Raw genomic sequence first — 19,962 nt, 5'->3', positions numbered from 1 at the left:
GCCATGACCACGAAGACCACTACCACCACGAAGGCGAAGGTCCGGCCGCGCGGCGAGCGCGGGCCGCTGGCCTCCGTCGGGCTGCACCTGACCCTGCTGATCGCCTCCGCCGTCGCGGTCCTGCCGCCGCTGTGGCTCCTGATCACCTCGTTCAAGCCGAAGAGCGAGGCCTTCTCCACGGACGTGGTGAAGGACTTCACGCTCGGCAACTACAGCCACGTCATCAACGACACCGAGTTCCTCAGCTGGGTGGTCAACTCGCTGCTCGTCGTCGGACTGACCACGGTGATCGGCGTCTTCATCTCCGCGACCACCGGATACGCGGTCAGCCGCTTCAAGTTCCCCGGCATGCGCCCGCTGATGTGGATGCTCCTGATCACCCAGATGTTCCCCGTCGCGGTGCTCATCGTGCCGCTGTACAACCTGCTCGCGAACCTCGGCCTGCTCAACCAGCCGATCGGCCTGGTCGTCACGTATCTGACGATCGCCGTGCCGTTCTGCGCCTGGATGATGAAGGGGTACTTCGACACCATCCCGGTGGAGATCGACGAGGCGGGGCGGGTGGACGGGCTCAACCCGTTCGGCACCTTCTGGCGGCTCATCATCCCGCTGGCCAAGCCCGGTCTTGCCGTCACCGGCTTCTACAGCTTCATCACCGGCTGGGCCGAGGTCGCGTACGCATCCGCCTTCATGACCGGCGAGGAGAACCTCACGCTCGCGGGCGGCCTGCAGACCTTCGTCAACCAGTACACCAGCGACTGGGGTTCGCTGACGGCGTCCGCGGTGATCGTCGCGCTGCCCGCCGCGGTGATCTTCGGCTTCACCCAGCGCCACCTGGTCTCCGGACTGACGGCCGGCGCGACGAAGTCCTGACCCGGCGCCCAGCGCACGCACCCCCCTCGGTCTCTCGAACTCTCGATCTCAGGGAAGACATGACCCAGCATCTCGCTGCCCCTGCAGCCCCCGCCTCCGGCACCCACACGGACTGGTGGCGCGGCGCGGTGATCTATCAGGTCTATCCGCGCAGCTTCGCCGACGGCAACGGCGACGGAATGGGTGACCTGGAAGGCATCCGCACCCGCCTTCCGCACCTCAGGGACCTCGGCGTCGACGCCGTCTGGCTCAGCCCCTTCTACTCCTCGCCGCAGGCCGACGCCGGTTACGACGTCGCCGACTACCGTGCGATCGACCCGATGTTCGGCAGCCTCCTCGACGCGGACGCCCTGGTGCGCGACGCCCACGACCTGGGCCTGCGCATCATCGTCGACCTGGTGCCCAACCACTCGTCCGACCAGCACGACTGGTTCCAGCGCGCCCTGCGCGAGGGCCCCGGATCGCCCCTGCGCGAGCGTTACCACTTCCGGCCGGGCAAGGGCGCGGACGGCTCGCAGCCCCCGAACGACTGGGAGTCCATCTTCGGCGGCCCGGCATGGACGCGCACGCCGGACGGCGAGTGGTACCTCCACCTCTTCGCCCCCGAGCAGCCGGACTTCAACTGGGAACACCCGGCCGTCCACGACGAGTTCCGCTCGATCCTGCGCTTCTGGCTCGACATGGGCGTCGACGGCTTCCGCGTGGACGTCGCCCACGGCCTGGTCAAGGCCGAAGGCCTGCCCGACATCGGCACGCGCGACCAGCTGAAGCTGCTCGGCAACGACGCCATGCCGTTCTTCGACCAGGACGGCGTGCACGCGATCTACCGCAGTTGGCGCAAGGTCCTCGCCGAGTACGTGGGCGAGCGCATCCTGGTGGCCGAGGCGTGGACGCCCACCGTCGAGCGCGCCGCGGCCTACGTACGTCCCGACGAGATGCACCAGGCCTTCAACTTCCAGTATCTGGGCACCCATTGGGACGCCGCCGAGCTGCGCGAGGTCATCGACGTCTCGCTCGCCGCCATGCGGCCCGTCGGCGCCCCGGCCACGTGGGTGCTCTCCAACCACGACGTCACCCGCCACGCCACACGGTTCGCCAACCCGCCGGGCCTCGGCACCCAGCTGCGCGAGGCCGGCGACCGCGAGCTGGGCCTGCGGCGGGCCCGCGCGGCGACGCTCCTGATGCTTGCGCTGCCCGGTTCGGCGTACGTCTATCAGGGCGAGGAGCTGGGTCTTCCGGACGTCACCGACCTGCCCGACGAGGTGCGCCAGGACCCGTCGTTCGTGCGGGCCAGCGGGCAGGACGGGTTCCGTGACGGGTGCCGGGTGCCCATCCCGTGGACCGTCGACGGTTCCAGTTACGGCTTCGGCGCGGGCGGCAGCTGGCTGCCGCAGCCCGAGGGGTGGGGCGAGCTGAGCGTCGAGGCGCAGACGGGTGACCCCGGGTCGACCCTGGAGCTGTACCGCAGGGCGCTCGAGATCCGTCGTACGCAGCAGGGGCTCGGCGCGGGCGACTCGCTGGAGTGGCTGGAGGCGCCCGATGGCGTGCTCGCGTTCCGCCGCGAGGGCTTCGTGTGCACCGCGAACACCACCGGCGCTGCGGTGCGGATCCCGGCTCCCGGCCGGATCCTGCTCGCGAACGCCGATGTGGAGCCCGCAGAGACCGCAGCGGGCAAGGTCGAGCTGCCCGCCGACACCACCGTCTGGTGGGCGGTGTGACGTTCTCCCCGCCGCGGGGCGCCGATCGAGGCGCCCCGCGGCTCGCGGACATCGCGGCCCAGGCCGGGGTCAGCGAGGCCACCGCGAGCCGGGTGCTCAACGGCAAACCGGGCGTGGCGACCGGCACCCGGCGCCGGGTCCTCGCGGCCCTCGACGTCCTGGGTTACGAGCGTCCGGTCCGGCTGAAGCGGCACAGCGCGGGCCTGGTCGGGCTTGTCGTGCCCGAGCTCAGCAACCCGATCTTCCCGGCTTTCGCCCAGGTCATCGAGCAGGTCCTGTCCGGGCACGGCTACACCCCGATGCTCTGCACCCAGATGCCGGACGGCGCCACCGAGGACGAACTGGTCGAGCAGCTGGAGGAACGCCGGGTCAGCGGCATCGTCTTCCTCTCCGGGCTGCACGCGGACACCACGGCCGAACCCGCCAGATACCTCGAACTGGCAGGCAGGGGCGTGCCGTTCGTGCTCATCAACGGCTTCAACGAACACATCCCCGTGTCCTTCGTCTCGCCCGACGACCGGGCGGCCGCGCGGATGGCGGTGCGCCATCTCGTCGATCTGGGGCACGAGCGGATCGGCCTGGCCATCGGTCCGACCCGGTACGTCCCCTCCCTGCGCAAGGCGGAGGGGTTCACGGCGGCGCTGCACGACCTTCTCGGCCTGGCACAGGGGGAGGCCGAGCAGCTCGTGCAGCGCACGTTGTTCACCGTCGAGGGCGGGCACGCCGCGGCCAGCGCGCTGCTCGACCAGGGCTGTACGGCGATGGTCTGCGGCAGCGACATGATGGCCCTCGGCGCCGTCCGCGCGGCACGCCAGCGGGGCCTCTCGGTGCCCGGTGACATCTCCGTGGTCGGCTTCGACGACTCGCCGCTGATCGCGTTCACCGACCCGCCGCTCACCACGGTGCGCCAGCCCGTGCAGGCGATGGCGACCGCCGCGGTGGGCGCGCTGCTCGAGGAGATCCAGGGAAATCCGGTGCAGCACACGGAGTTCGTCTTCCAGCCCGAGCTGGTGGTGCGCGGCTCCACGGCGCAGCCACGCCGCTGAGCGACTACGGCGAAGTAGGGCCCCGGTCCGAACAGCCGGGCGCGTGGGGCCCGTTGTCCGGGTCCCCCGACTGCTCGGACCGGGGATGTGGTTGAACGTAACACCGTCGCAATCACTTGCGTAAGGTCTTGCGGCCCATGAAAAACCCGTGGACCCCCAGAGATGCCGGGCCCGGGGCGAGAGTGTGTCCAGAGGGTTGACCGGGGTCGATGGGAGTCGTACGGTCTCGACCGAAAACGGCGTTGAAATATTTCTGCAACATCCTTCAACGGCCTTACGGGCACGGCGCGTTGCCGGACAAGGTCATCCCTCACCGCTGCAGGAGGCCCTTCATGGCTGTCCGGAAGACCAGATCCCGCAGACCGATGGCCGGCGTGCTCGCCCTGGTGGCGGGAGCCGCCTTCGGTGTCGTCGGCGGTTCGTCGCCGGCGCAGGCCGCCCCGCCCGGCGGCAAGGACGTCACCGCGGTCCTCTTCGAGTGGAAGTTCGCCTCGGTGGCCAAGGAGTGCACGGATCGCCTCGGCCCGGACGGCTACGGCTATGTGCAGGTCTCGCCGCCCCAGGAGCGCATCCAAGGCGACGCCTGGTGGGCCGCGTACCAGCCGGTCAGCTACCGGATCGGCACCCGGCTCGGCGACCGGGCCGCGTTCAAGAACATGGTCGGCACCTGCCACTCCGCGGGGGTCAAGGTCGTCGCCGACGCGGTGATCAACCACATGACGAACGCCTCCGGCACCGGCTCGGCGGGATCCGCCTTCACCAAGTACGACTACCCGGGCACGTACTCGGTCTTCGACATGGACAACTGCCAGTCGGACATCGGCAATTACCAGGACCGCTGGAACGTCCAGAACTGCGAACTGGGCGGACTCGCCGACCTCGACACCGGTGAGGAGTACGTCCGGGGACGGATCGCCGGCTACCTCAACGACCTGCTGTCCCTGGGCGTCGACGGCTTCCGGGTCGACGCCGCCAAGCACATCCCGGTCGACGACCTGAAGAACATCAAGTCCCGGCTGAGCAACCCCGGCGTCTACTGGAAGCAGGAGACGATCTACGGCGCGGGCGAGGCGGTCTCGCCGAGCGAGTACACCGCCACCGGCGACGCCCAGGAGTTCCGCTACGGCTGGGACCTCAAGCGGGTGTTCACCAACGAGAAGCTCGCCTACCTGAAGAACTTCGGCGAGGGCTGGGGCTATATGCCCAGCGGCTCCTCCGCGGTCTTCGTCGCCAACCACGACACCGAGCGCCACGGCCAGACCCTCAGCTACAAGGACGGCGCGAACTACACCCTCGCCCATGTCTTCATGCTGGCCCTGCCCTACGGCAGTCCGGACGTGCACTCCGGCTACGAGTTCAGCAGCAATGACGCGGGCTCCCCGAACGGCGGCCAGGTGAACGCCTGTTACAGCGACGGCTGGAAGTGCCAGCACGCCTGGCCCGAGATCCGCAGCATGGTCAAGTTCCGCAACACCGCGAGCGGAACAGGAATGACCAACTGGTGGGACAACGGCAACGACGCCGTCGCGTTCGGCCGCGGCGACAAGGCGTACGTGGTCATCAACCACGAGGGCTCATCGGTCAGCCAGACCTTCCAGACGTCCCTCGCCGCGGGCGGCTACTGCGACGTCCAGAGCGGCAGGAGCGTCACGGTGGATGCCTCCGGCCGATTTACGGCCACCGTGGCGGCGAACACCGCGCTCGCCCTGCACACCGGGGCCAAGAGCTGCTGAGTGCCGTCACGCGGCACCCGCACCGTCCCCCCCATAAATCGGGCCGCCCGGCTCCTCCCCGCCGCCGGGCGGCCGCACTTTCCGCATGTTCCGCACAAAGGAGAAGCACCCTTGACCGGCTCCCCGCGCCGCACCGTCGTCGCCACGGCTCTCGCCCTGCTCGCCGCGGTCGCGCCCCTCACCTCCTCGGTGGCCGCAGTTCCCCGGGTGTCGGTCGCCGCCGCCGACGCGGCAGCCGCGCTCGACCTGGCCAAGTCCAAGGCCCAGTGGATCGACCGGAACACCCTCGCCTGGGACGTCCAAGGAGAGGCCGCCACCCAGGAGTTGGCGTACTCGCGCGACGGGCGGCTCACGGTGAAGAACGGCGAACTGGACGGCCAACGGCAGCGCATACGCCTGACCCCGGCCGAAGGCGGCCTCACCGACGCCCAGAAGAAGAAGTACCCGCACCTGAAGGACTACGCGGCGTTCACCGTCGACCCGCGCGACCGCGACCGTGTCCGTCGCGCCCTCACCGGCCAACTCGTCGCCACCCGCAGCGCCGCCGACGGCACCCTCCTCGCCGCCACCGGCGTACAGACCCAGGGTGTCCTCGACGACCTCTACAGCGCGGCCGCGACCAAGGCCACGCTCGGTCCGCAGTTCCGCCACGGCCGTACCACCCTCGCCGTGTGGGCCCCCACCGCCCAGTCCGTCGTCCTCGAACTCGACGGCAAGAGCGTGCCGATGCGGCGCGACGACGCGAGCGGGGTGTGGTCCGCCACCGGCGCCGAGAGCTGGTCGGGCAAGGAGTACCGGTACGTGGTGAAGGTGTGGGCGCCCAGCGTCCAGAAGGTCGTCACGAACAAGGTGACCGACCCCTACTCCACCGCGCTCACCGCCAACTCGGAGCGCAGTATCGCCGTCGACCTCGACGACCCCAAGCTCGCCCCCGCGGGATGGGATCGGCTGAGGAAGCCGAAGGCGACGCCGCTGCGGGACGCGCAGATCCAGGAGCTGCACATCAGGGACTTCTCCGTGGAGGACCGCACGGCCAAGCATCCGGGCAAGTACCTGGCGTTCACGGACACCGCGTCCGACGGCATGCAGCACCTGCGGAAGCTGGCCGGCGCGGGCACGTCGTACGTGCACCTCCTGCCCGCCTTCGACATCGGCACCATCCCGGAGCGCGCCGCCGAACAGGCCACCCCCGACTGCGACTTGACGGCACTCGCCCCGGACTCCGACGAGCAGCAGGAGTGCATCACCAAGACCGCTGCCAAGGATGCCTACAACTGGGGCTACGACCCGCTGCACTACACCGTGCCGGAAGGCAGCTACGCCAGCGACCCGGACGGCACCCGGCGCACGGTCGAGTTCCGGCGGATGGTCCAGGGTCTGAACGGCTCCGGCCTGCGCACCGTGATGGACGTCGTCTACAACCACACGGTCGCCTCCGGCCAGGCCGACAAGTCCGTACTCGACAAGATCGTGCCCGGCTACTACCAGCGGCTGCTCGCCGACGGGACCGTCGCGACCTCCACCTGCTGCGCCAACACCGCGCCCGAGAACGCCATGATGGGCAAGCTCGTCGTCGACTCGATGGTCACCTGGGCCAAGGAGTACAAGGTCGACGGCTTCCGCTTCGACCTGATGGGTCACCACCCCAAGGCCAACATCCTGGCCGTCCGCAAGGCTCTCGACGCGCTGACCCTGGAGAAGGACGGCGTCGACGGAAAGAAGATCGTCCTCTACGGGGAGGGCTGGAACTTCGGCGAGATCGCCGACGACGCCCGCTTCGTGCAGGCCACCCAGAAGAACATGGCGGGCACGGGCATCGCCACCTTCTCCGACCGGGGCCGTGACGCGGTGCGCGGCGGCGGCCCCTTCGACGAGGACCCGGGCGTCCAGGGCTTCGCGAGTGGCCTCTACACCGACCCCAACTCCTCGAAGGCCAACGGAACTCCGGCCGAACAGAAGGCCCGCCTCCTGCACTACCAGGACCTTCTCAAGGTGGCCCTCACCGGCAACCTGGCCGGGTACACGTTCACCGACTCCGCCGGCCGCCGAGTGAAGGGCTCGGAGGTCGACTACAACGGAGCCCCGGCCGGATACGCGGCCGCCCCCGGCGACGCCCTCTCCTACGCCGACGCCCACGACAACGAATCGCTGTACGACGCGCTCGCCTTCAAGCTTCCGGCGGACACGACGGCGGCCGAGCGCTCCCGTATGCAAGTGCTCGCGATGGCCACCGCGACCCTCTCCCAAGGCCCTTCTCTCTCCCAGGCCGGAAGCGACCTGCTGCGCTCCAAGTCCCTCGACCGGAACTCCTACGACAGCGGGGACTGGTTCAACGCCATCCACTGGAACTGCCAGGACGGCAACGGCTTCGGACGCGGCCTTCCCCCGGCCGCCGACAACAAGGACAAGTGGCCTTACGGAAAGCCCCTGTTGACGTCCGGCGCACTGACCCCGGGGTGCGCGGAGATCAACGGGGCGTCGGCCGCTTACCAGGACCTGGTGAAGCTGCGCGCGACCGAGCCCGCGTTCTCCCTGGCGACCGCCGACCAGGTCAAGGCCCGGCTCTCCTTCCCGCTCTCCGGGACCTCCGCCGAGACGCCCGGCGTCATCACCATGGAGCTCGGCGACCTGGTGATCGTCTTCAACGCCACTCCGGAGGCGCAGTCCCAGCAAGTCGCAGCGCACAAGGACACCTCGTACGCCCTGCACCCGATCCAGGCGAAGGGCGCCGACCCGGTGGTCAAGTCATCGTCGTACGAACCGAGTTCAGGAACCTTCAGCGTCCCCGCACGGACGGTCGCCGTCTTCGAGCGGGACTGAATCAGGAGGCTGAGTAGCGCGCGGCACGGCCTCTAGCCGATCGTCAGCTCGACCCGTACCGGCTCGTTGACAGCGCCCCCGGTGGCCGCGCCGACCCGGACGGTGGCCTCGGCGGTGCCGGGCGGGCCCATGATCGGGTCCGCCCGGCACGTGAGCGTGTACGCGCCCGCGCTGGGCGCCGTGAGGAAGAAGCGTCCCTCGGTGTCCGTCAGGGCAGCGATGTCCGGCAGCGGCCGTGGCCCGCTGGTGAACAGGACATGGGCCCCCGCCACCGGCGCGCCCGAGGCGTCGCGGACGACGCCGGTGATCTGTACTGCCGAACCGCTGCCGCTCATAGGGATTCGCTCATGCCTTCCATGCCACGTAGTTGTTGAAGACGGGGGTGGTGAACCGGGTGCCCGAGTTCACGCGGGAGCCGCCGTAGGCGTGTATCGCGAAGCCATAGCGGCCGTTGCTGTCGATGCGGTAGACGGAGCTGCCGCTCTGTCCGCCGGCGGTGTCGATGTCGTAGTACACCTTGCGCGGGGCGACCGAGTCGATCCCGCGTGCCGCGTACCACATGGTCCCGGACGGCTTGTCGCCCGGATAGCCGGCGATGTTGCCGGTGGTCTTGAGCAGATCCGAGTCCGACCATACGCCGAAGCCGAACCAGCCCGTGGTGGAGCCGATGTTGGAGGGCGTGATGATGGCGCCGTAGTCGAAGTTCTCGTCGCCGTTCTGCGTCCAGCCGAGCACCGACCGGAAGCTCGTGCAGGTGATGCTGCCGTACGGCAGCGCCGCACCGTTGCGGCCAGGCATGACCTGAATGCTCTTCACCCAGCCGTCGCGGCCCGCCACTCCACTGCCCTTGATGTAGACCACGTGCCCGGCCGTGGCCAGGGTGTGCGGTCCGAGCAGCCAGCCGGTTCCCTGGTAGAGCGCGTTGTCGCGGGCGGTGATCAGCAGGTAGCAGTGGACGCGCCACGGGTAGACGCTGGTGTTGTTGATCTGTACGCGGTCATCGGGTCCGTGCACCGTCTCCGGGGCCAGCGGCGGCGGACCGAACGACGCCTCCCCGATGTCGGGCAGCGTGGCGGTCGGGGCCGTCCAGGCCTCGGGCGCGAAGTGTTCCGGCCGGCGGTAGCCCTCGATGTGCTCGAGCCCCTCGCCCGTCGGGTGCTGTGTCTCGCCCTGCGTGCCCTCGGACGGCGGCTGCAGGACCGCTTCCTGCTCAGGGGCCAGTGTTACCGCACCGTCGTCCGGCTCGTTCGTCACTGCGGTGTGTGGATCTTGCGCCATTCTGGATCACCCGGCTTCTCTCAGAGCTGCGTTGTACGAGCTGTGATGTTCAGAGCTGTGATGTTCAGAGCTGCGATGTGATGCCTTTCAGGACGCCGCGGCCGCAACGTTTTGGGTCAATGCCCCTTCTACTGCCGCCTGACAAGTGCCGCAATGAGCCTTTTGCGCCGACCGGGCGGGGAGGCGGCCGGGCCGGTGAAGGGCGGGCCGAGACCGCTGGCTGATGGCCTCTCATGTCCCGTACGGCACACAGGACTTCGGCTCGCTCCCGTACCTCACCGCGAGCGGCCGGGTCCGCGCCCCCGAGGCCACCGCACTCCCACAAGACCGGCCGGGTCCTGCGAACAATTGGCGCCTGCCCGGCCTCCGCCGCCCCCTCGCCCCTCACCCCGGCACTCACGCCCCGCGCGCAGCGGGAGAGAACGGGGCGCGATGCCCGAATCACGCCGACCTTGCTTGCTACGTTGCTGCGCATGTACGCGACGCGGATCTCCCATCACGTGAACGCCTCCCGCCCGGCCGTCTACCGGGCGCTCGTCGACGCGGACGCCATCGCCCGATGGCGGGTGCCGAGCGGCATGACGAGCAAGGTGCACACCTTCGACGCCCGTGAAGGAGGCGAGTTCCTCGTGTCGCTCACCTACGACGCGCCGGACGGCGCCGGCAAGTCGGCCTCGCGCACCGACACGTACCACGGCCACTTCGCCGAACTCGTCCCGGACGAGCGGGTGGTCGAGGTCCTCGCGTTCGAGGCCGAGGATCCGGCACTGCGCGGCACCATGACGATGACGACGACGCTCACCGACGCCGCGGACGGCGGCACCGACGTGGTGATCGTGCACGAAGGCATCCCCGATGTGATCCCCGCGGCCGACAACGAGACGGGCACCCGCATGGCCCTGGCCAACCTCGCCCGGCTCGTCGAGGAGAACGAGGCTTCCTAGCGGCGGGTACGCGGGGCAAGGGCCGCCACCAGTGCGACGACGGTGAGCAGGGCGAGGGCGGGCGCGAGCGCTGCCGGTGTGCCGTGGTCGAGTTGCAGCAGGCCGCCCGTCAGGGCGCCGGCGAACATCGCGGCGACGGAGAGGGATCTGCGCAGGGTCGCCGGGCCGGGACGGTCGGAGGCGAGGGCGGTCAGGGTGCGGGTGAGGACCGTGGTGGTCAGATCCGGGACGGCGATGCGGTGCACGACCGCGTTCTGCAGGCCCATCCCCAGGGCAAGGAGCGCGATCAGTACGTGATCGACGTCGACGGCGACGCCGGTCACCAGGGCCGCCGCCACCAGCACGGCGTGCGCCGCGACGAGCACCGCGAACAGCCGCACCCGGTCCGCGACCCGCGGCGCGAGCCGCCCTCCCGCCCACGCGCCCGCCACGAACGCGCCGCCCGCGAGGAGCGACGCGGTGGCGGACAACTGGGCGTAGCCCGCGAGCGCGAACCCGAGGAAGACCACGTTCCCGGTCATGTTGGCGACGAAGACGTGGTCGAGGCCCAGATAACTGACGGCGTCCACAAGGCCGGTGACGAAGGTCAGCACGACGAGCAGCGGGGGCAGCACGCCGTGGTGCTCGGGGTCGTCGGGGAAGAGCCGGGCGGCGGCGCGGTCGAGCAACGAGGTCATGCTTTGACGGTGCGTCAGGGCTCGATCGCCTGCCCGAGCCTGCCCGCAGGCACGATCGTCTGCCCGAGCCTGCCCGCACGCCGCTCCCAGCCGGCCTTTCCGAGGGGGACCTTGCCGTGCGTCGTGTTCATGGTGGAGGTTTCGGCGGTTCCCTTGACCAGGCAGCCGCTCGGCCCGGCCGCGTAGCCCGTGTCGTCGGGGGCGGCCGCACGGGCGGCGTCGGGAGCGGTGAGGGCAACGCCGGTGAGGGCCGGAGCGGCGAGGGTCGAGGCGAGGGCGCGGTGAGGTCGCACTGCGGTCCTCCTGTCGAAGTGGTCGGGGCCGGGCCACCGTCAAGTGACCGGAGCGAGGCCACCGTCAAGGTGATCGGGGCCAGGCCACCGTTACCCGAAACGCCGGACGGCGGCGGCATCCGCGCGCCCGGTCACGCCGAGAACGACCCGAATGGGCGGCCGGTCCCAAGGGCACCGAAAGCCCTGTCACTTGGGCGTTCGCCCCTCCAGCGCCGTCTGCCAGGCCGGTGCCGCCGCCTCGGGGGTCGGCGCCGCGCGGCGGCCGCCCCGGGCGAAGAAGTCGGCCAGCGGGAGCGTCGCCGCCCCGACGGTCACCGCGTCGGGTCCGAGGCGGCCCAGGCCGATGGTGACCCGGTCCGCGGGGTAGGCGAGGGCGTAGGTGGGGATGTGGCGCTCGACCGCCGTGAGGAAGCGCTGGCCGAGCTGGAGTCCGGCCCAGCCGCCGACCAGGATGCGCTCGGGCTGGAAGAGGTTGATCAGGTCGGACAGGCCCGCTCCCAAATACTCGGCGGTCTCCTCGAGGACAGCCAGGGCGGTCGGGTCGGCCGCGCGGTCGCCGTCCGGGTAGGCGGCGCCGAGCATGGCGGTGAGCGTGCCCTCCTCGTCGGCGCCCCGGGGCGGCCGCCCGCCCGCCTCCTGCCACCGTTCGAGCAGCGCCTCCGCCCCCGCGTACGCCTCAAGACAGCCCAGCGCCCCGCACCGGCACCGTCTGCCACGGACCCGCACCGTGAGGTGTCCCCACTCGACGGCGCGGCCCTGCTTCGCGTCCTCGGTCACCACGCACGCGCCCACACCGGAGCCGAAGAGGACCACCACCGCGTTGCGCGTGCCGCGCCCGGCGCCGAACCACATCTCCGCCTGGCCCAGCGTCTTGGCGCCGTTGTCGATGAAGTACGGGACAGAATCGGGGAGTTGACCCGTCTCGCGGAGCAGTGACTCCAGCGGGACCGCGTCCCAGCCGATGGTCTGCCCGTGTACCACCGCGCCGAGTTCGGGGTCGCGGGCGACGATTCCCGGTACGCCGATCCCGACGCCGATGACGGCGTCGTCCGAGCCGCCCGCCACGCCGATGACCTCGGTGATCCCGTCCCTGATGAGTCCCGCGACGCCTTCCACGTCGTGGCCCTTCAGGGTCAACGGCCGCTCAGAGCGGGCGAGTTCGGAAAGCGACAGGTCGAAGAGCTCGACGCGGACCCGGGTCTCGCCGACGTCCACACCGATCAGCCGCCCGCGGTCCGGTGCGACACGCAGCAGGGTGCGGGGCCGGCCGCCGTCGGACTCCACGCTGCCCGCCTCCTCCACGAGGCCCTCCGCCACCAGCTCGGCCACGACATTGCTGATGGAACCTGAACTCAGCCCCGTGGCCGGCCCGAGCGTGAAGCGGCTCATCGGCCCGTCGAAGTACAGCCGCCGCAGCACGGCGGCGCGGTTCTCCCGCCGCAGGTCGTGCACCGTACGCCCGTTGCGCTGCCCTGCCATGTGGTTCCTTCCGGCCTGCTCTGCCTCGCACTTGGTCCTGTGCGACCTCTTGACGCTATCGTCCCCGCCGGTTTAACTCACATCCTAAATTAAGGCATGAGGTCACCGGAGGGGACACCCGGAGGCATGAGCAGATTCCGAGCGCCCGCCGCCGGCGCCGCCACATCGCGGCCGCCCGGCGCGTCGACGGCCACACCAACCGCTGGTGGCTCGACCCGGTGCACGGCCTCGGTTTCCCCGCCTACACGCGTGAGGCGTACGGGGTCGAACTCCCGGAGCGGGCAGGGGGCTTGGCGACTGGGAGATCGACGCGCAGGGCATCGAGACCCTCCTGCTGCGCCTCACCCACGAGTACGGGGCGCGCAAGCTGTACGTCACCGAGAACGGCTCGGCCTACGGCGAGCGGCGGCTCCCGGCCGTGTTCGACCGGGAGCCGCCGCCTTCGTTCAGTCCTCGACCTCCGTCAGGGTGTGCTTGGCTGCCGGCCCTCCTTCGCCGCCGCGCCCGTGCAGGCGAGGCCAAGGACGAAGGTGAGACCGCCGATGATGACGTTGGTGAGGATGACGCCCGTGTCGGGGCTGTCGCCCACCACCCACGGAGAGACGATCATCCATACGCCCATGGCGCACATGGCCCAGCTCAGGCTGTACATCCTGGCCGGGGTGACGGTGAACCCGACCGCCAGCACTGCTATCGCGATGCCCATGATCAGGTTGTGCGTCGCGAGGGTGGGCTGGTTGGCGGCGAAGTGGATCGTCCACGGGGATATGGCGCAGAAGAGGCCCGTGAGGAACACAGGCCCGTCCACGAGTGCCACATCGTGACCGCCGAGCACGCGGGCGTAGCGATCCCGCATCTCGGATACATCGGGGTGATGGGTGATGTCGCCCCTGTGTGAGACGTCGGCCATGAGACTCGTCTCCTCTGATTCGAGCAGGCCTGAAGAGCTATCGCGGCATAGTTGTCGCGCATATCCATTCTGCGCTTATTTTTTCTTTATGTGTAGTGCTGGCCCTCAGCGGTCCTTCGAAAGGGCGAGCAGCTCCGCGAAGAGGCCCCCTCCGTGGGCCAGGTCGTCGTAGTGGCCCTGCTCCGTGATCCGGCCGTGCCGCATCACCACGATCCGGTCCGCCACCCTGGTGTTCTCCAGCTGGTGGGTGACGACGATGGTGATCTGGTCCGGGGCGCTCGCCCTGAGCGCGTCGAGCACGGCCCGCTCACCGCGGACGTCCATCTGCGACGTCGGCTCGTCCAGGATCAGCACGGGCGGCCGCCGGTAGAGGGCGCGGGAGCAGGCAAGCCGCTGCCACTGGCCACCGGAGAGCTCGCAGCCGCCCCAGAGCTCACGGGCCAGCAGGGTGTCGAGGCCGTGCGGCAGTTGCTCGATCGCGGTGCGCATGCCGACCGCGTCGACGGCGTCCCAGACAGGACCGTCGTCGAGGCTGCGGGGCTGGCCGAGCGTCACGTTCTCGCGGGCCCGCAGCGGCCATTGGGCGAAGTTCTGCGCGACCAGACCGGTGCGGGCCCATACGGAGTCCGGGTCCGCCGTCGCGAGATCGACTCCGTCCCAGGTCACCCGGCCCTTGTCGGCGAGGAAGATGCCGGTGATCAGACGCGTGAGGGTGGACTTGCCCGAGCCGTTCTCGCCGACGACGGCCACGATCTCGCCGCGGCGCAGGGTGAGCGAGACATGGTCGACGGCCGGCTTCTCCTTGCCGGGGTACTGGTAGACCGCCTCGTCGACACGGATCTCCGCGACCTGCTCGGGAGCCTTCGACCGGCCGCGCTCGGGGGCGAGTTCGCGGGCGAAGTCGAGGAACGAGCGCATGTCGGCGAGGTACAGACCGGTGTGGAACATCGCCGCGCCGTGGATCACCAGCTGGGAGAGCGCGGCGAGGGACGTCTGCACGGCGACGACCGCCGTGGCCGCGACGGCCAGGTCCACACGTCCCGTGACGGCGAGCCAGGCCAGCGCCGCCCAGGCGCCGACGAGGAAGGTCCCGCCCAGTGCGGAACTGGCGAGCACGATGCGCAGCATCCGGGGCGCGGCGGCCAGGGTGCGCCGGTCGATCCGGGCGGACAGGGCGCGGTACCAGTGGACCAGGTACCCGGTCATGCCGTTGGCCCGCACCTCGTCGCTGAACTTCGGGGTGGTCGACCACCACCGCATCATCTGGCGTACGTTGCGGTCGCCGACGTTGGCGTAGTGCGTCTCGTAGGTGACGCGCGCCGAGAGGACGGCCCCCGCTCCGGCGGGCACGACGGCGAGGACGAGCAGCGGGAACATCAGCGGATGCAGCACGGAGAGCACGCCGCTCGCGGTGACCATGCGCACCAGGGCGGCCGTGAAGCGCGTCGCGTCCTGCACCATCATCCGGCTGCGGGTCACGCCCATCTCGGCCGCCTCCTGCCGGTCGGCGAACCCCGGTTCCGCGTACGCGGCGGCCTCGGCGCGGCACACCGCCTCGACGAGGGCGCTGTCGGCGCCGGTGGTGAGCCGCGGGGTGATCCGGCCGTCCGCGTACGAGGAGAGCGCGGTCGCGACGCGCGTGACGGCGGCCGCGAGCGCGATCACGAGCAGGGCGGGCAGCGCCGAGCGCAGCCGGTCGGCGGCGGGGCCACCGCCCAGGAGGGGCTGCATGGCCGTGGCGGTGAAGGCGAGTTGCACGGCCGCGCCGGCGCCGACGAACAATTGGCAGCCGATGAGCAGCAGCACGGCAGGGCGGTCGGCCTGCCACGCCATCCGGGTCGTGTGCGCGAGGACCGAAGGCAGACGGGAGCACATGTCCCGGAAGGAGGCCTCGCCCAGGGGGTTCTTTCCGGGGTTCCCCTCGAACTTGATCTCCGCGGGCGGGGGAGGGGGCAGCGGGGACGTGGTGGCAGCGGGGCCGGTGTTCTGGCTTGTCATGCGGCCGCCCATCCCATCTCCGTGTACGTACGGCCCGCGGCGATGCCCGTGAGCGCGACGGCGGTGTAGTCGACGAGCGGGGAGGGGAGGGCCGCGTAGGGCCACCACTCCAGGGCGGTGCAGCGATCAGGTTCGCGGATGGCGGGAGTGCCGGCGTAGTCGAGGACGTGGAAGAGGAGCTGCATCCGGGCCCTGCCGTCGCCGCCGTCCCGGTGGTGGACGATGTGGACGAGCCGGAGGTCCTGCTCGTGGATGGTGACGCCGAGCTCCTCGCCCGCCTCGCGCACGGCACACGCCGTGGCCGATTCGCTTTCGAGATGACCGGCCGGAAGGTGCCAGGTGGCGGGGGCGTAGGCGGAGTCGGGGGAGCGCAGTCCGAGCAATACCCTGCCCGCCCGCTCGAACACAAGGTGAACACCGACGATGTTGGCGTGCAGTTCCAAAGGGGCTCCCTGGCGGCATCGGTACGGACAGACGCTCGGGAAACGGGGTCGAGCGGTGGTGCGTAACGGTGACGTGGGAGCGATGTCTCGGGCTGAAGTTCGAGGCCGGGCGCCGAGGGCCGGGATGCCGGGCCACCGGGCCGTGATCTTGCGTTCGATTCACTCTGGCGGATCGGACCACCCGATTCGGGGATTGCCGATGCCCGGCCTGGGGTGGGCCCGCGCGAGGCAGGGGAGGGGTGCCGTCCGCAGGTTATTGGTGCAGACCTCTTGCCGCTTGGTCTAGGCCAATGCCACTCTCCTCTCACATGCCCCCCGGGGCACCGTGTCCTGCCCTGAATGGATGGAGTCCCACCATGTCCGCTCGACACAAGGCCGCCTCCTTAGGTGCGCTCGGCGCGGCGTCCGCGCTGCTCGTCTCGATCACGCCGGGTCAGGCCAGTGCGCACGGCGCGGTGTTCAACCCCGTCAGCCGGGTCGCGGCCTGCTACGCGGAAGGCCCCGAGACCCCCAAGTCCCAGGTGTGCAAGGACCTCATCGCGGCGAGCGGCACCCAGCCGCTGTACGACTGGAACGAGGTGAACATCGCCAACGCCAACGGCCAGCACCAGCAGCTCATCCCGGACGGCAAGCTGTGCTCGGCGAACCGCGAGAAGTACAAGGCGCTCGACTGGCCCCGCACCGACTGGCCCGCCACGCAGGTGACCCCAGGTGCTTTTGACTTCCGGTTCCGTGTAACTGCTGCCCATCCCGGCACCATGACCGTGTACATCACCAAAGACAGCTATGACCCGACGAAACCGCTGAAGTGGTCCGACCTGGAATCCACCCCGGTGGCGACGACCGCCACGGCCAAGACCTCGACGACCGGCTACTACGAGTTCTCCGGCACCCTGCCGAACAAGTCGGGCCGCCACCTGCTCTACAAGGTCTGGCAGCGCAATGACAGCCCCGAGGCGTTCTACAGCTGCTCCGACGTCGTCTTCGGCCAGGGCGCGCGGACTGCGGGGACCCCGAAGTCGCCCACCGAGAAGCAGCTCGACGCCGGGGAGTCCAAGTCCACGGTGAGCCACCACGGCCACGGCGGCGACACCGCGGGCGAGCAGAACCCCGCCAAGGACGACGCCGTCGCGCTGAACGCCGAGAACACCGCCGCCGCCACGGAGGGCGACAGCGCTGTCCCACCGGCCCTCGCGGGCCTGACCGCGGCGGGCCTCACCGCCGCCTGCTTCGTCTTCTTCCGCCGCCGCAGGACCTGACGGGCCGCCGGGGTCCGGTGCGCCGCCGCCCGTACGGGTGACCAGAACGCGCCGTTCCCCGCCGCCGCCCGCTGCAATGGACAGGTGACCGCGCCCCCGGACGACTGCCTCGCGCGCAACGAGTGGATCTGCGGTGAGTATCTGAGCACCCGCCGCCAGATCATCCTCGACGCGGTCGTCCAGCATCTGGAGCTGACGGCGCTCTCCGTCCTCATCGCGCTCGTCCTGGCCGTGCCGCTCGCCGTCATCGCCCGCCGCTGGGCCCTCGCGGCGGGTCCGGTGCTCGCGCTCACCACGGTCCTCTACACGATTCCCTCGCTCGCGATGTTCTCGCTGCTGCTCCCCGTGTACGGCCTGTCCTCGACCCTGGTCGTCGCCGGGCTCGTCCTGTACTCGCTGACGCTGCTCGTCCGCAACATTCTCGCCGGTCTGCGCGGCGTCCCCGAGGACACCCGCCAGGCCGCCCGAGGCATGGGCTACGGCCCGATCCGGCTGCTGCTCACCGTCGAACTGCCGCTCGCACTGCCCGCCGCGATGGCCGGCCTGCGGATCGCCGCCGTCTCCGCCGTCTCCCTCGTCACGGTCGGCGCGATCGTCGGCTTCGGCGGGCTCGGCAACCTCATCTACGCCGGCATGAACACCTACTTCAAGGCGCAGGTCCTCACCGCCTCCGTCCTGTGCGTCGTCATCGCCGTCGCCGCCGACCTGCTGCTGCTCGGCGTACAACGGATCCTCACCCCCTGGACCAGGGCGGTCCGCTCATGAACACCCTCGGCGAGGCCTGGCAGTGGCTCACCGACGCGGCGCACTGGTCGGGCGACGACGGCATCTGGCACCGCCTCACCCAGCACCTCGTCCTCACCGTGGTGTGCCTGCTGATCAGCTGTCTGATCGCGCTGCCCGTCGCACTCGTCCTCGGCCACCTCGGCAAGGGCGGCGCGCTCGCCGTGAACATCTCCAACGTCGGCCGAGCGGTGCCCACCTTCGCGGTCCTCGTCCTCCTGCTCCTGACTCCCATCGGACGCTGGGGCGAAGGGCCCACCGTCGTCGCCCTCGTGCTGTTCGCCGTGCCGCCGCTGCTCACCAACGCGTACGTCGGCATGCGCGGCGTCGACCGCAGCATCGTGCAGGCCGCGCGCGGCATGGGGATGACGGGGCGGCAGATGCTGTGGCGCGTCGAACTGCCGCTCGCGATGCCGCTGGTGCTCAGCGGGGTGCGGATCGCCGCCGTACAGCTCGTCGCCACGGCGACCATCGCGGCGCTCGCGGGCGGCGGGGGACTAGGCCGCATCATCACGGCGGGCTTCAACCTCGCGAGCACGCCCCAGGTCGTCGCGGGCGCCGTCCTGGTCGCCGCGTTCGCGCTGCTCGTCGAGGCGCTCTTCGAGATCGGCGAGCGGCTTGGCCCGGCGTGGGCGCGGGGCGGCAAGGGGCGGGCCGGATGAGACGCCGCACCGGACAGAGCCGGATGAGACGGCGCACCGGACCGACCCTGGTGGCCGCCACCGCGCTCGTCATCCTGTCCGGCTGCGCCTCCGGGCCGTCCCTGGAGACCCAGGACGAGGTCACAGCGCCGCCCGGCGACAGCCGCGACCTGGTCGTCGGCTCCGCGGGGTTCACGGAGAGCGATCTGCTGGCCCAGATGTACTCGCTGCTCCTGAACAAGGCCGGATACGGTGCGGAGATCCTCTCCGTGGCCAACCGCGAGCTCTATGAACCGGCCCTGGAATCAGGGCAGATCGATGTCGTCCCCGAGTACGCGGCGACGTTCGCCGACTGGCTGAACGCCAAGAAGAACGGCGCCGACGCGCAGCCCGTCGGCTCGCCCGACCTCGACGCCACCATGCGGGCCCTGCGCGGCCTCGCCACACCCCGCGGTCTCGGCGTCCTCGACCCGGGCAAGGCCGTCGACCAGAACGCCTTCGCGGTCACCGCGTCCTACGCCCGGCAGCACCGGCTGAAGACCCTGACCGACCTCGGCAAGTCCGGCCTGCCGGTGCGGCTCGCCGCGGGCGACGAATGCGTGCAACGCCCGTACTGCGAACCGGGGTTGAGGAAGGTCTACGGCATCGACATCACCGCCGTCGACCCCAAGGGCGTGGGCACGACACAGGCCAAGAAGGCCGTGCAGAGCGGCCAGGACCAGATGGTCCTGACGACATCGACGGACGCCACCCTCGACGAGTTCGGCCTGGTCCTGCTGAAGGACGACAAGAAACTCCAGAACGCCGACTACATCGTCCCGGTCGTCAACCGCTCCCGCGCGGGCAGCGAGGGCGTCGCCAACGCACTCGGCCACCTGAACGCCGTCCTGACGACGCCGGACCTGGCATCCCTGAACGAACAGGTCGACAGCTGGCGCAGGCTTCCGGAGGACGTGGCACGGGCTTATTTGGAGGAGAAGGGCTTGCTGTGACGCCGCCGGGGCGGGCACTCGCCCTCCCCGCCTGGGCGAGTACTCCCTCTCCCCGCCTGGGCGGGCACCCCCTCT

17 protein-coding genes and 2 pseudogenes are annotated in these 19,962 nt (G+C 70.4%); 11 read left to right on the top strand and 8 right to left on the bottom strand.

What is annotated here, in order from left to right; all coding sequences use genetic code 11:
- Nucleotides 1–3: 3 nt before the first annotated feature.
- The 5 genes and pseudogenes from AB0G47_RS36700 (at nt 4) to pulA (ending at nt 8,190) form a co-directional block, all read left to right on the top strand.
- A complete protein-coding gene (locus tag AB0G47_RS36700) occupies nt 4–873 on the top strand; it encodes a carbohydrate ABC transporter permease (RefSeq protein ID WP_360779062.1) in 870 nt (289 codons plus the stop codon).
- A 59-nt stretch (nt 874–932) separates the two neighbouring features.
- On the top strand, nt 933–2,591 hold the full coding sequence (locus AB0G47_RS36695) for an alpha-amylase family glycosyl hydrolase (protein ID WP_360779059.1): 1,659 nt from the start codon (nt 933–935) through the stop codon (nt 2,589–2,591).
- Entirely contained in the window at nt 2,579–3,637 is a 1,059-nt protein-coding gene (locus tag AB0G47_RS36690; protein ID WP_360779056.1) for a LacI family DNA-binding transcriptional regulator, read from the top strand. Before AB0G47_RS36695 ends, AB0G47_RS36690 begins: the two co-directional genes overlap by 13 nt.
- 332 nt (nt 3,638–3,969) lie before the next feature.
- Nucleotides 3,970–5,367 (top strand): annotated as a pseudogene (locus AB0G47_RS36685) (alpha-amylase family protein); the annotation flags it as partial.
- A 114-nt stretch (nt 5,368–5,481) separates the two neighbouring features.
- Nucleotides 5,482–8,190, top strand: a complete 2,709-nt coding sequence (gene pulA, locus AB0G47_RS36680; RefSeq protein WP_360779054.1) for a pullulanase-type alpha-1,6-glucosidase — start codon at nt 5,482–5,484, stop codon at nt 8,188–8,190.
- A 32-nt stretch (nt 8,191–8,222) separates the two neighbouring features.
- Here pulA and AB0G47_RS36675 read toward each other — a convergent pair whose 3' ends face one another.
- Nucleotides 8,223–8,525, bottom strand: a complete 303-nt coding sequence (locus tag AB0G47_RS36675) for a carboxypeptidase-like regulatory domain-containing protein (RefSeq protein WP_360779051.1) — start codon at nt 8,523–8,525, stop codon at nt 8,223–8,225.
- A gap of 10 nt (nt 8,526–8,535) precedes the next feature.
- A complete protein-coding gene (locus AB0G47_RS36670) occupies nt 8,536–9,468 on the bottom strand; it encodes an endopeptidase (protein WP_360779049.1) in 933 nt (310 codons plus the stop codon).
- Nucleotides 9,469–9,941: 473 nt separating this feature from the next.
- Between AB0G47_RS36670 and AB0G47_RS36665 the strand changes: the two genes are divergently transcribed.
- On the top strand, nt 9,942–10,412 hold the full coding sequence (locus AB0G47_RS36665) for an SRPBCC domain-containing protein (RefSeq protein WP_360779046.1): 471 nt from the start codon (nt 9,942–9,944) through the stop codon (nt 10,410–10,412).
- Here the strand turns inward: AB0G47_RS36665 and AB0G47_RS36660 are convergent.
- The 3 genes from AB0G47_RS36660 to AB0G47_RS36650 form a co-directional block, all read right to left on the bottom strand.
- Nucleotides 10,409–11,089 (bottom strand): YoaK family protein, encoded by a 681-nt coding sequence (locus AB0G47_RS36660; protein ID WP_360779043.1) that lies wholly within the window; start codon nt 11,087–11,089, stop codon nt 10,409–10,411. The two genes, AB0G47_RS36665 and AB0G47_RS36660, sit on opposite strands and share 4 nt — an antisense overlap.
- Nucleotides 11,090–11,103: 14 nt before the next feature.
- The gene (locus AB0G47_RS36655) at nt 11,104–11,382 is read right to left on the bottom strand and encodes a hypothetical protein (RefSeq protein ID WP_360779041.1); all 279 of its coding nucleotides are present in this window, start codon (nt 11,380–11,382) and stop codon (nt 11,104–11,106) included.
- Nucleotides 11,383–11,568: 186 nt separating this feature from the next.
- Entirely contained in the window at nt 11,569–12,861 is a 1,293-nt protein-coding gene (locus tag AB0G47_RS36650) for an ROK family transcriptional regulator (RefSeq protein WP_360779039.1), read from the bottom strand.
- A gap of 164 nt (nt 12,862–13,025) precedes the next feature.
- Here AB0G47_RS36650 and AB0G47_RS36645 point away from each other — a divergent pair.
- Nucleotides 13,026–13,264 (top strand): annotated as a pseudogene (locus AB0G47_RS36645) (beta-glucosidase); the annotation flags it as partial.
- A 60-nt stretch (nt 13,265–13,324) separates the two neighbouring features.
- Here AB0G47_RS36645 and AB0G47_RS36640 read toward each other — a convergent pair.
- The 3 genes from AB0G47_RS36640 to AB0G47_RS36630 all read right to left on the bottom strand — a co-directional run bounded on the left by AB0G47_RS36640 (nt 13,325) and on the right by AB0G47_RS36630 (nt 16,212).
- On the bottom strand, nt 13,325–13,771 hold the full coding sequence (locus AB0G47_RS36640) for an SPW repeat protein (RefSeq protein WP_266872860.1): 447 nt from the start codon (nt 13,769–13,771) through the stop codon (nt 13,325–13,327).
- Between the two features lie 105 nt (nt 13,772–13,876).
- Nucleotides 13,877–15,769: an ABC transporter ATP-binding protein gene (locus tag AB0G47_RS36635; protein ID WP_360779036.1), complete on the bottom strand. Its 1,893-nt coding sequence runs from the start codon at nt 15,767–15,769 to the stop codon at nt 13,877–13,879.
- Nucleotides 15,766–16,212, bottom strand: coding sequence for an NUDIX domain-containing protein (locus AB0G47_RS36630; protein ID WP_360779033.1), 447 nt, complete (start codon nt 16,210–16,212; stop codon nt 15,766–15,768). Before AB0G47_RS36630 ends, AB0G47_RS36635 begins: the two co-directional genes overlap by 4 nt.
- Before the next feature lie 356 nt (nt 16,213–16,568).
- On the opposite strand from AB0G47_RS36630, the gene AB0G47_RS36625 reads away from it, so the two are divergent.
- From AB0G47_RS36625 to AB0G47_RS36610, 4 genes are all read left to right on the top strand, one after another.
- Entirely contained in the window at nt 16,569–17,471 is a 903-nt protein-coding gene (locus AB0G47_RS36625; protein ID WP_360779030.1) for a lytic polysaccharide monooxygenase, read from the top strand.
- Between the two features lie 84 nt (nt 17,472–17,555).
- Entirely contained in the window at nt 17,556–18,236 is a 681-nt protein-coding gene (locus AB0G47_RS36620) for an ABC transporter permease (protein WP_360779027.1), read from the top strand.
- The gene (locus tag AB0G47_RS36615; RefSeq protein WP_360779024.1) at nt 18,233–18,916 is read left to right on the top strand and encodes an ABC transporter permease; all 684 of its coding nucleotides are present in this window, start codon (nt 18,233–18,235) and stop codon (nt 18,914–18,916) included. Before AB0G47_RS36620 ends, AB0G47_RS36615 begins: the two co-directional genes overlap by 4 nt.
- Nucleotides 18,917–18,939: 23 nt before the next feature.
- Entirely contained in the window at nt 18,940–19,887 is a 948-nt protein-coding gene (locus AB0G47_RS36610) for an ABC transporter substrate-binding protein (RefSeq protein WP_360779176.1), read from the top strand.
- Nucleotides 19,888–19,962 lie beyond the last annotated feature (75 nt).

Origin of the sequence: Streptomyces sp. NPDC021622, assembly GCF_040640795.1 — a bacterium.
In the GTDB taxonomy this organism is placed as follows: domain Bacteria; phylum Actinomycetota; class Actinomycetes; order Streptomycetales; family Streptomycetaceae; genus Streptomyces.
Note: the sequence above shows the minus strand (reverse complement) of the source record. Positions and strands in the feature narration are given on the sequence as shown.

What these genes read in the sequence shown, in the direction of transcription:
- AB0G47_RS36700 (WP_360779062.1), top strand. Translation starts at nt 4, where the DNA reads ATGACCACGAAGACCACTACCACCACGAAGGCGAAGGTCCGGCCGCGC.
- AB0G47_RS36695 (WP_360779059.1), top strand. Translation starts at nt 933, where the DNA reads ATGACCCAGCATCTCGCTGCCCCTGCAGCCCCCGCCTCCGGCACCCAC.
- AB0G47_RS36675 (WP_360779051.1), bottom strand. Translation starts at nt 8,525, where the DNA reads ATGAGCGGCAGCGGTTCGGCAGTACAGATCACCGGCGTCGTCCGCGAC.
- AB0G47_RS36670 (WP_360779049.1), bottom strand. Translation starts at nt 9,468, where the DNA reads ATGGCGCAAGATCCACACACCGCAGTGACGAACGAGCCGGACGACGGT.
- AB0G47_RS36665 (WP_360779046.1), top strand. Translation starts at nt 9,942, where the DNA reads ATGTACGCGACGCGGATCTCCCATCACGTGAACGCCTCCCGCCCGGCC.
- AB0G47_RS36660 (WP_360779043.1), bottom strand. Translation starts at nt 11,089, where the DNA reads ATGACCTCGTTGCTCGACCGCGCCGCCGCCCGGCTCTTCCCCGACGAC.
- AB0G47_RS36650 (WP_360779039.1), bottom strand. Translation starts at nt 12,861, where the DNA reads ATGGCAGGGCAGCGCAACGGGCGTACGGTGCACGACCTGCGGCGGGAG.
- AB0G47_RS36640 (WP_266872860.1), bottom strand. Translation starts at nt 13,771, where the DNA reads ATGGCCGACGTCTCACACAGGGGCGACATCACCCATCACCCCGATGTA.
- AB0G47_RS36635 (WP_360779036.1), bottom strand. Translation starts at nt 15,769, where the DNA reads ATGACAAGCCAGAACACCGGCCCCGCTGCCACCACGTCCCCGCTGCCC.
- AB0G47_RS36625 (WP_360779030.1), top strand. Translation starts at nt 16,569, where the DNA reads ATGTCCGCTCGACACAAGGCCGCCTCCTTAGGTGCGCTCGGCGCGGCG.
- AB0G47_RS36615 (WP_360779024.1), top strand. Translation starts at nt 18,233, where the DNA reads ATGAACACCCTCGGCGAGGCCTGGCAGTGGCTCACCGACGCGGCGCAC.
- AB0G47_RS36610 (WP_360779176.1), top strand. Translation starts at nt 18,940, where the DNA reads ATGAGACGGCGCACCGGACCGACCCTGGTGGCCGCCACCGCGCTCGTC.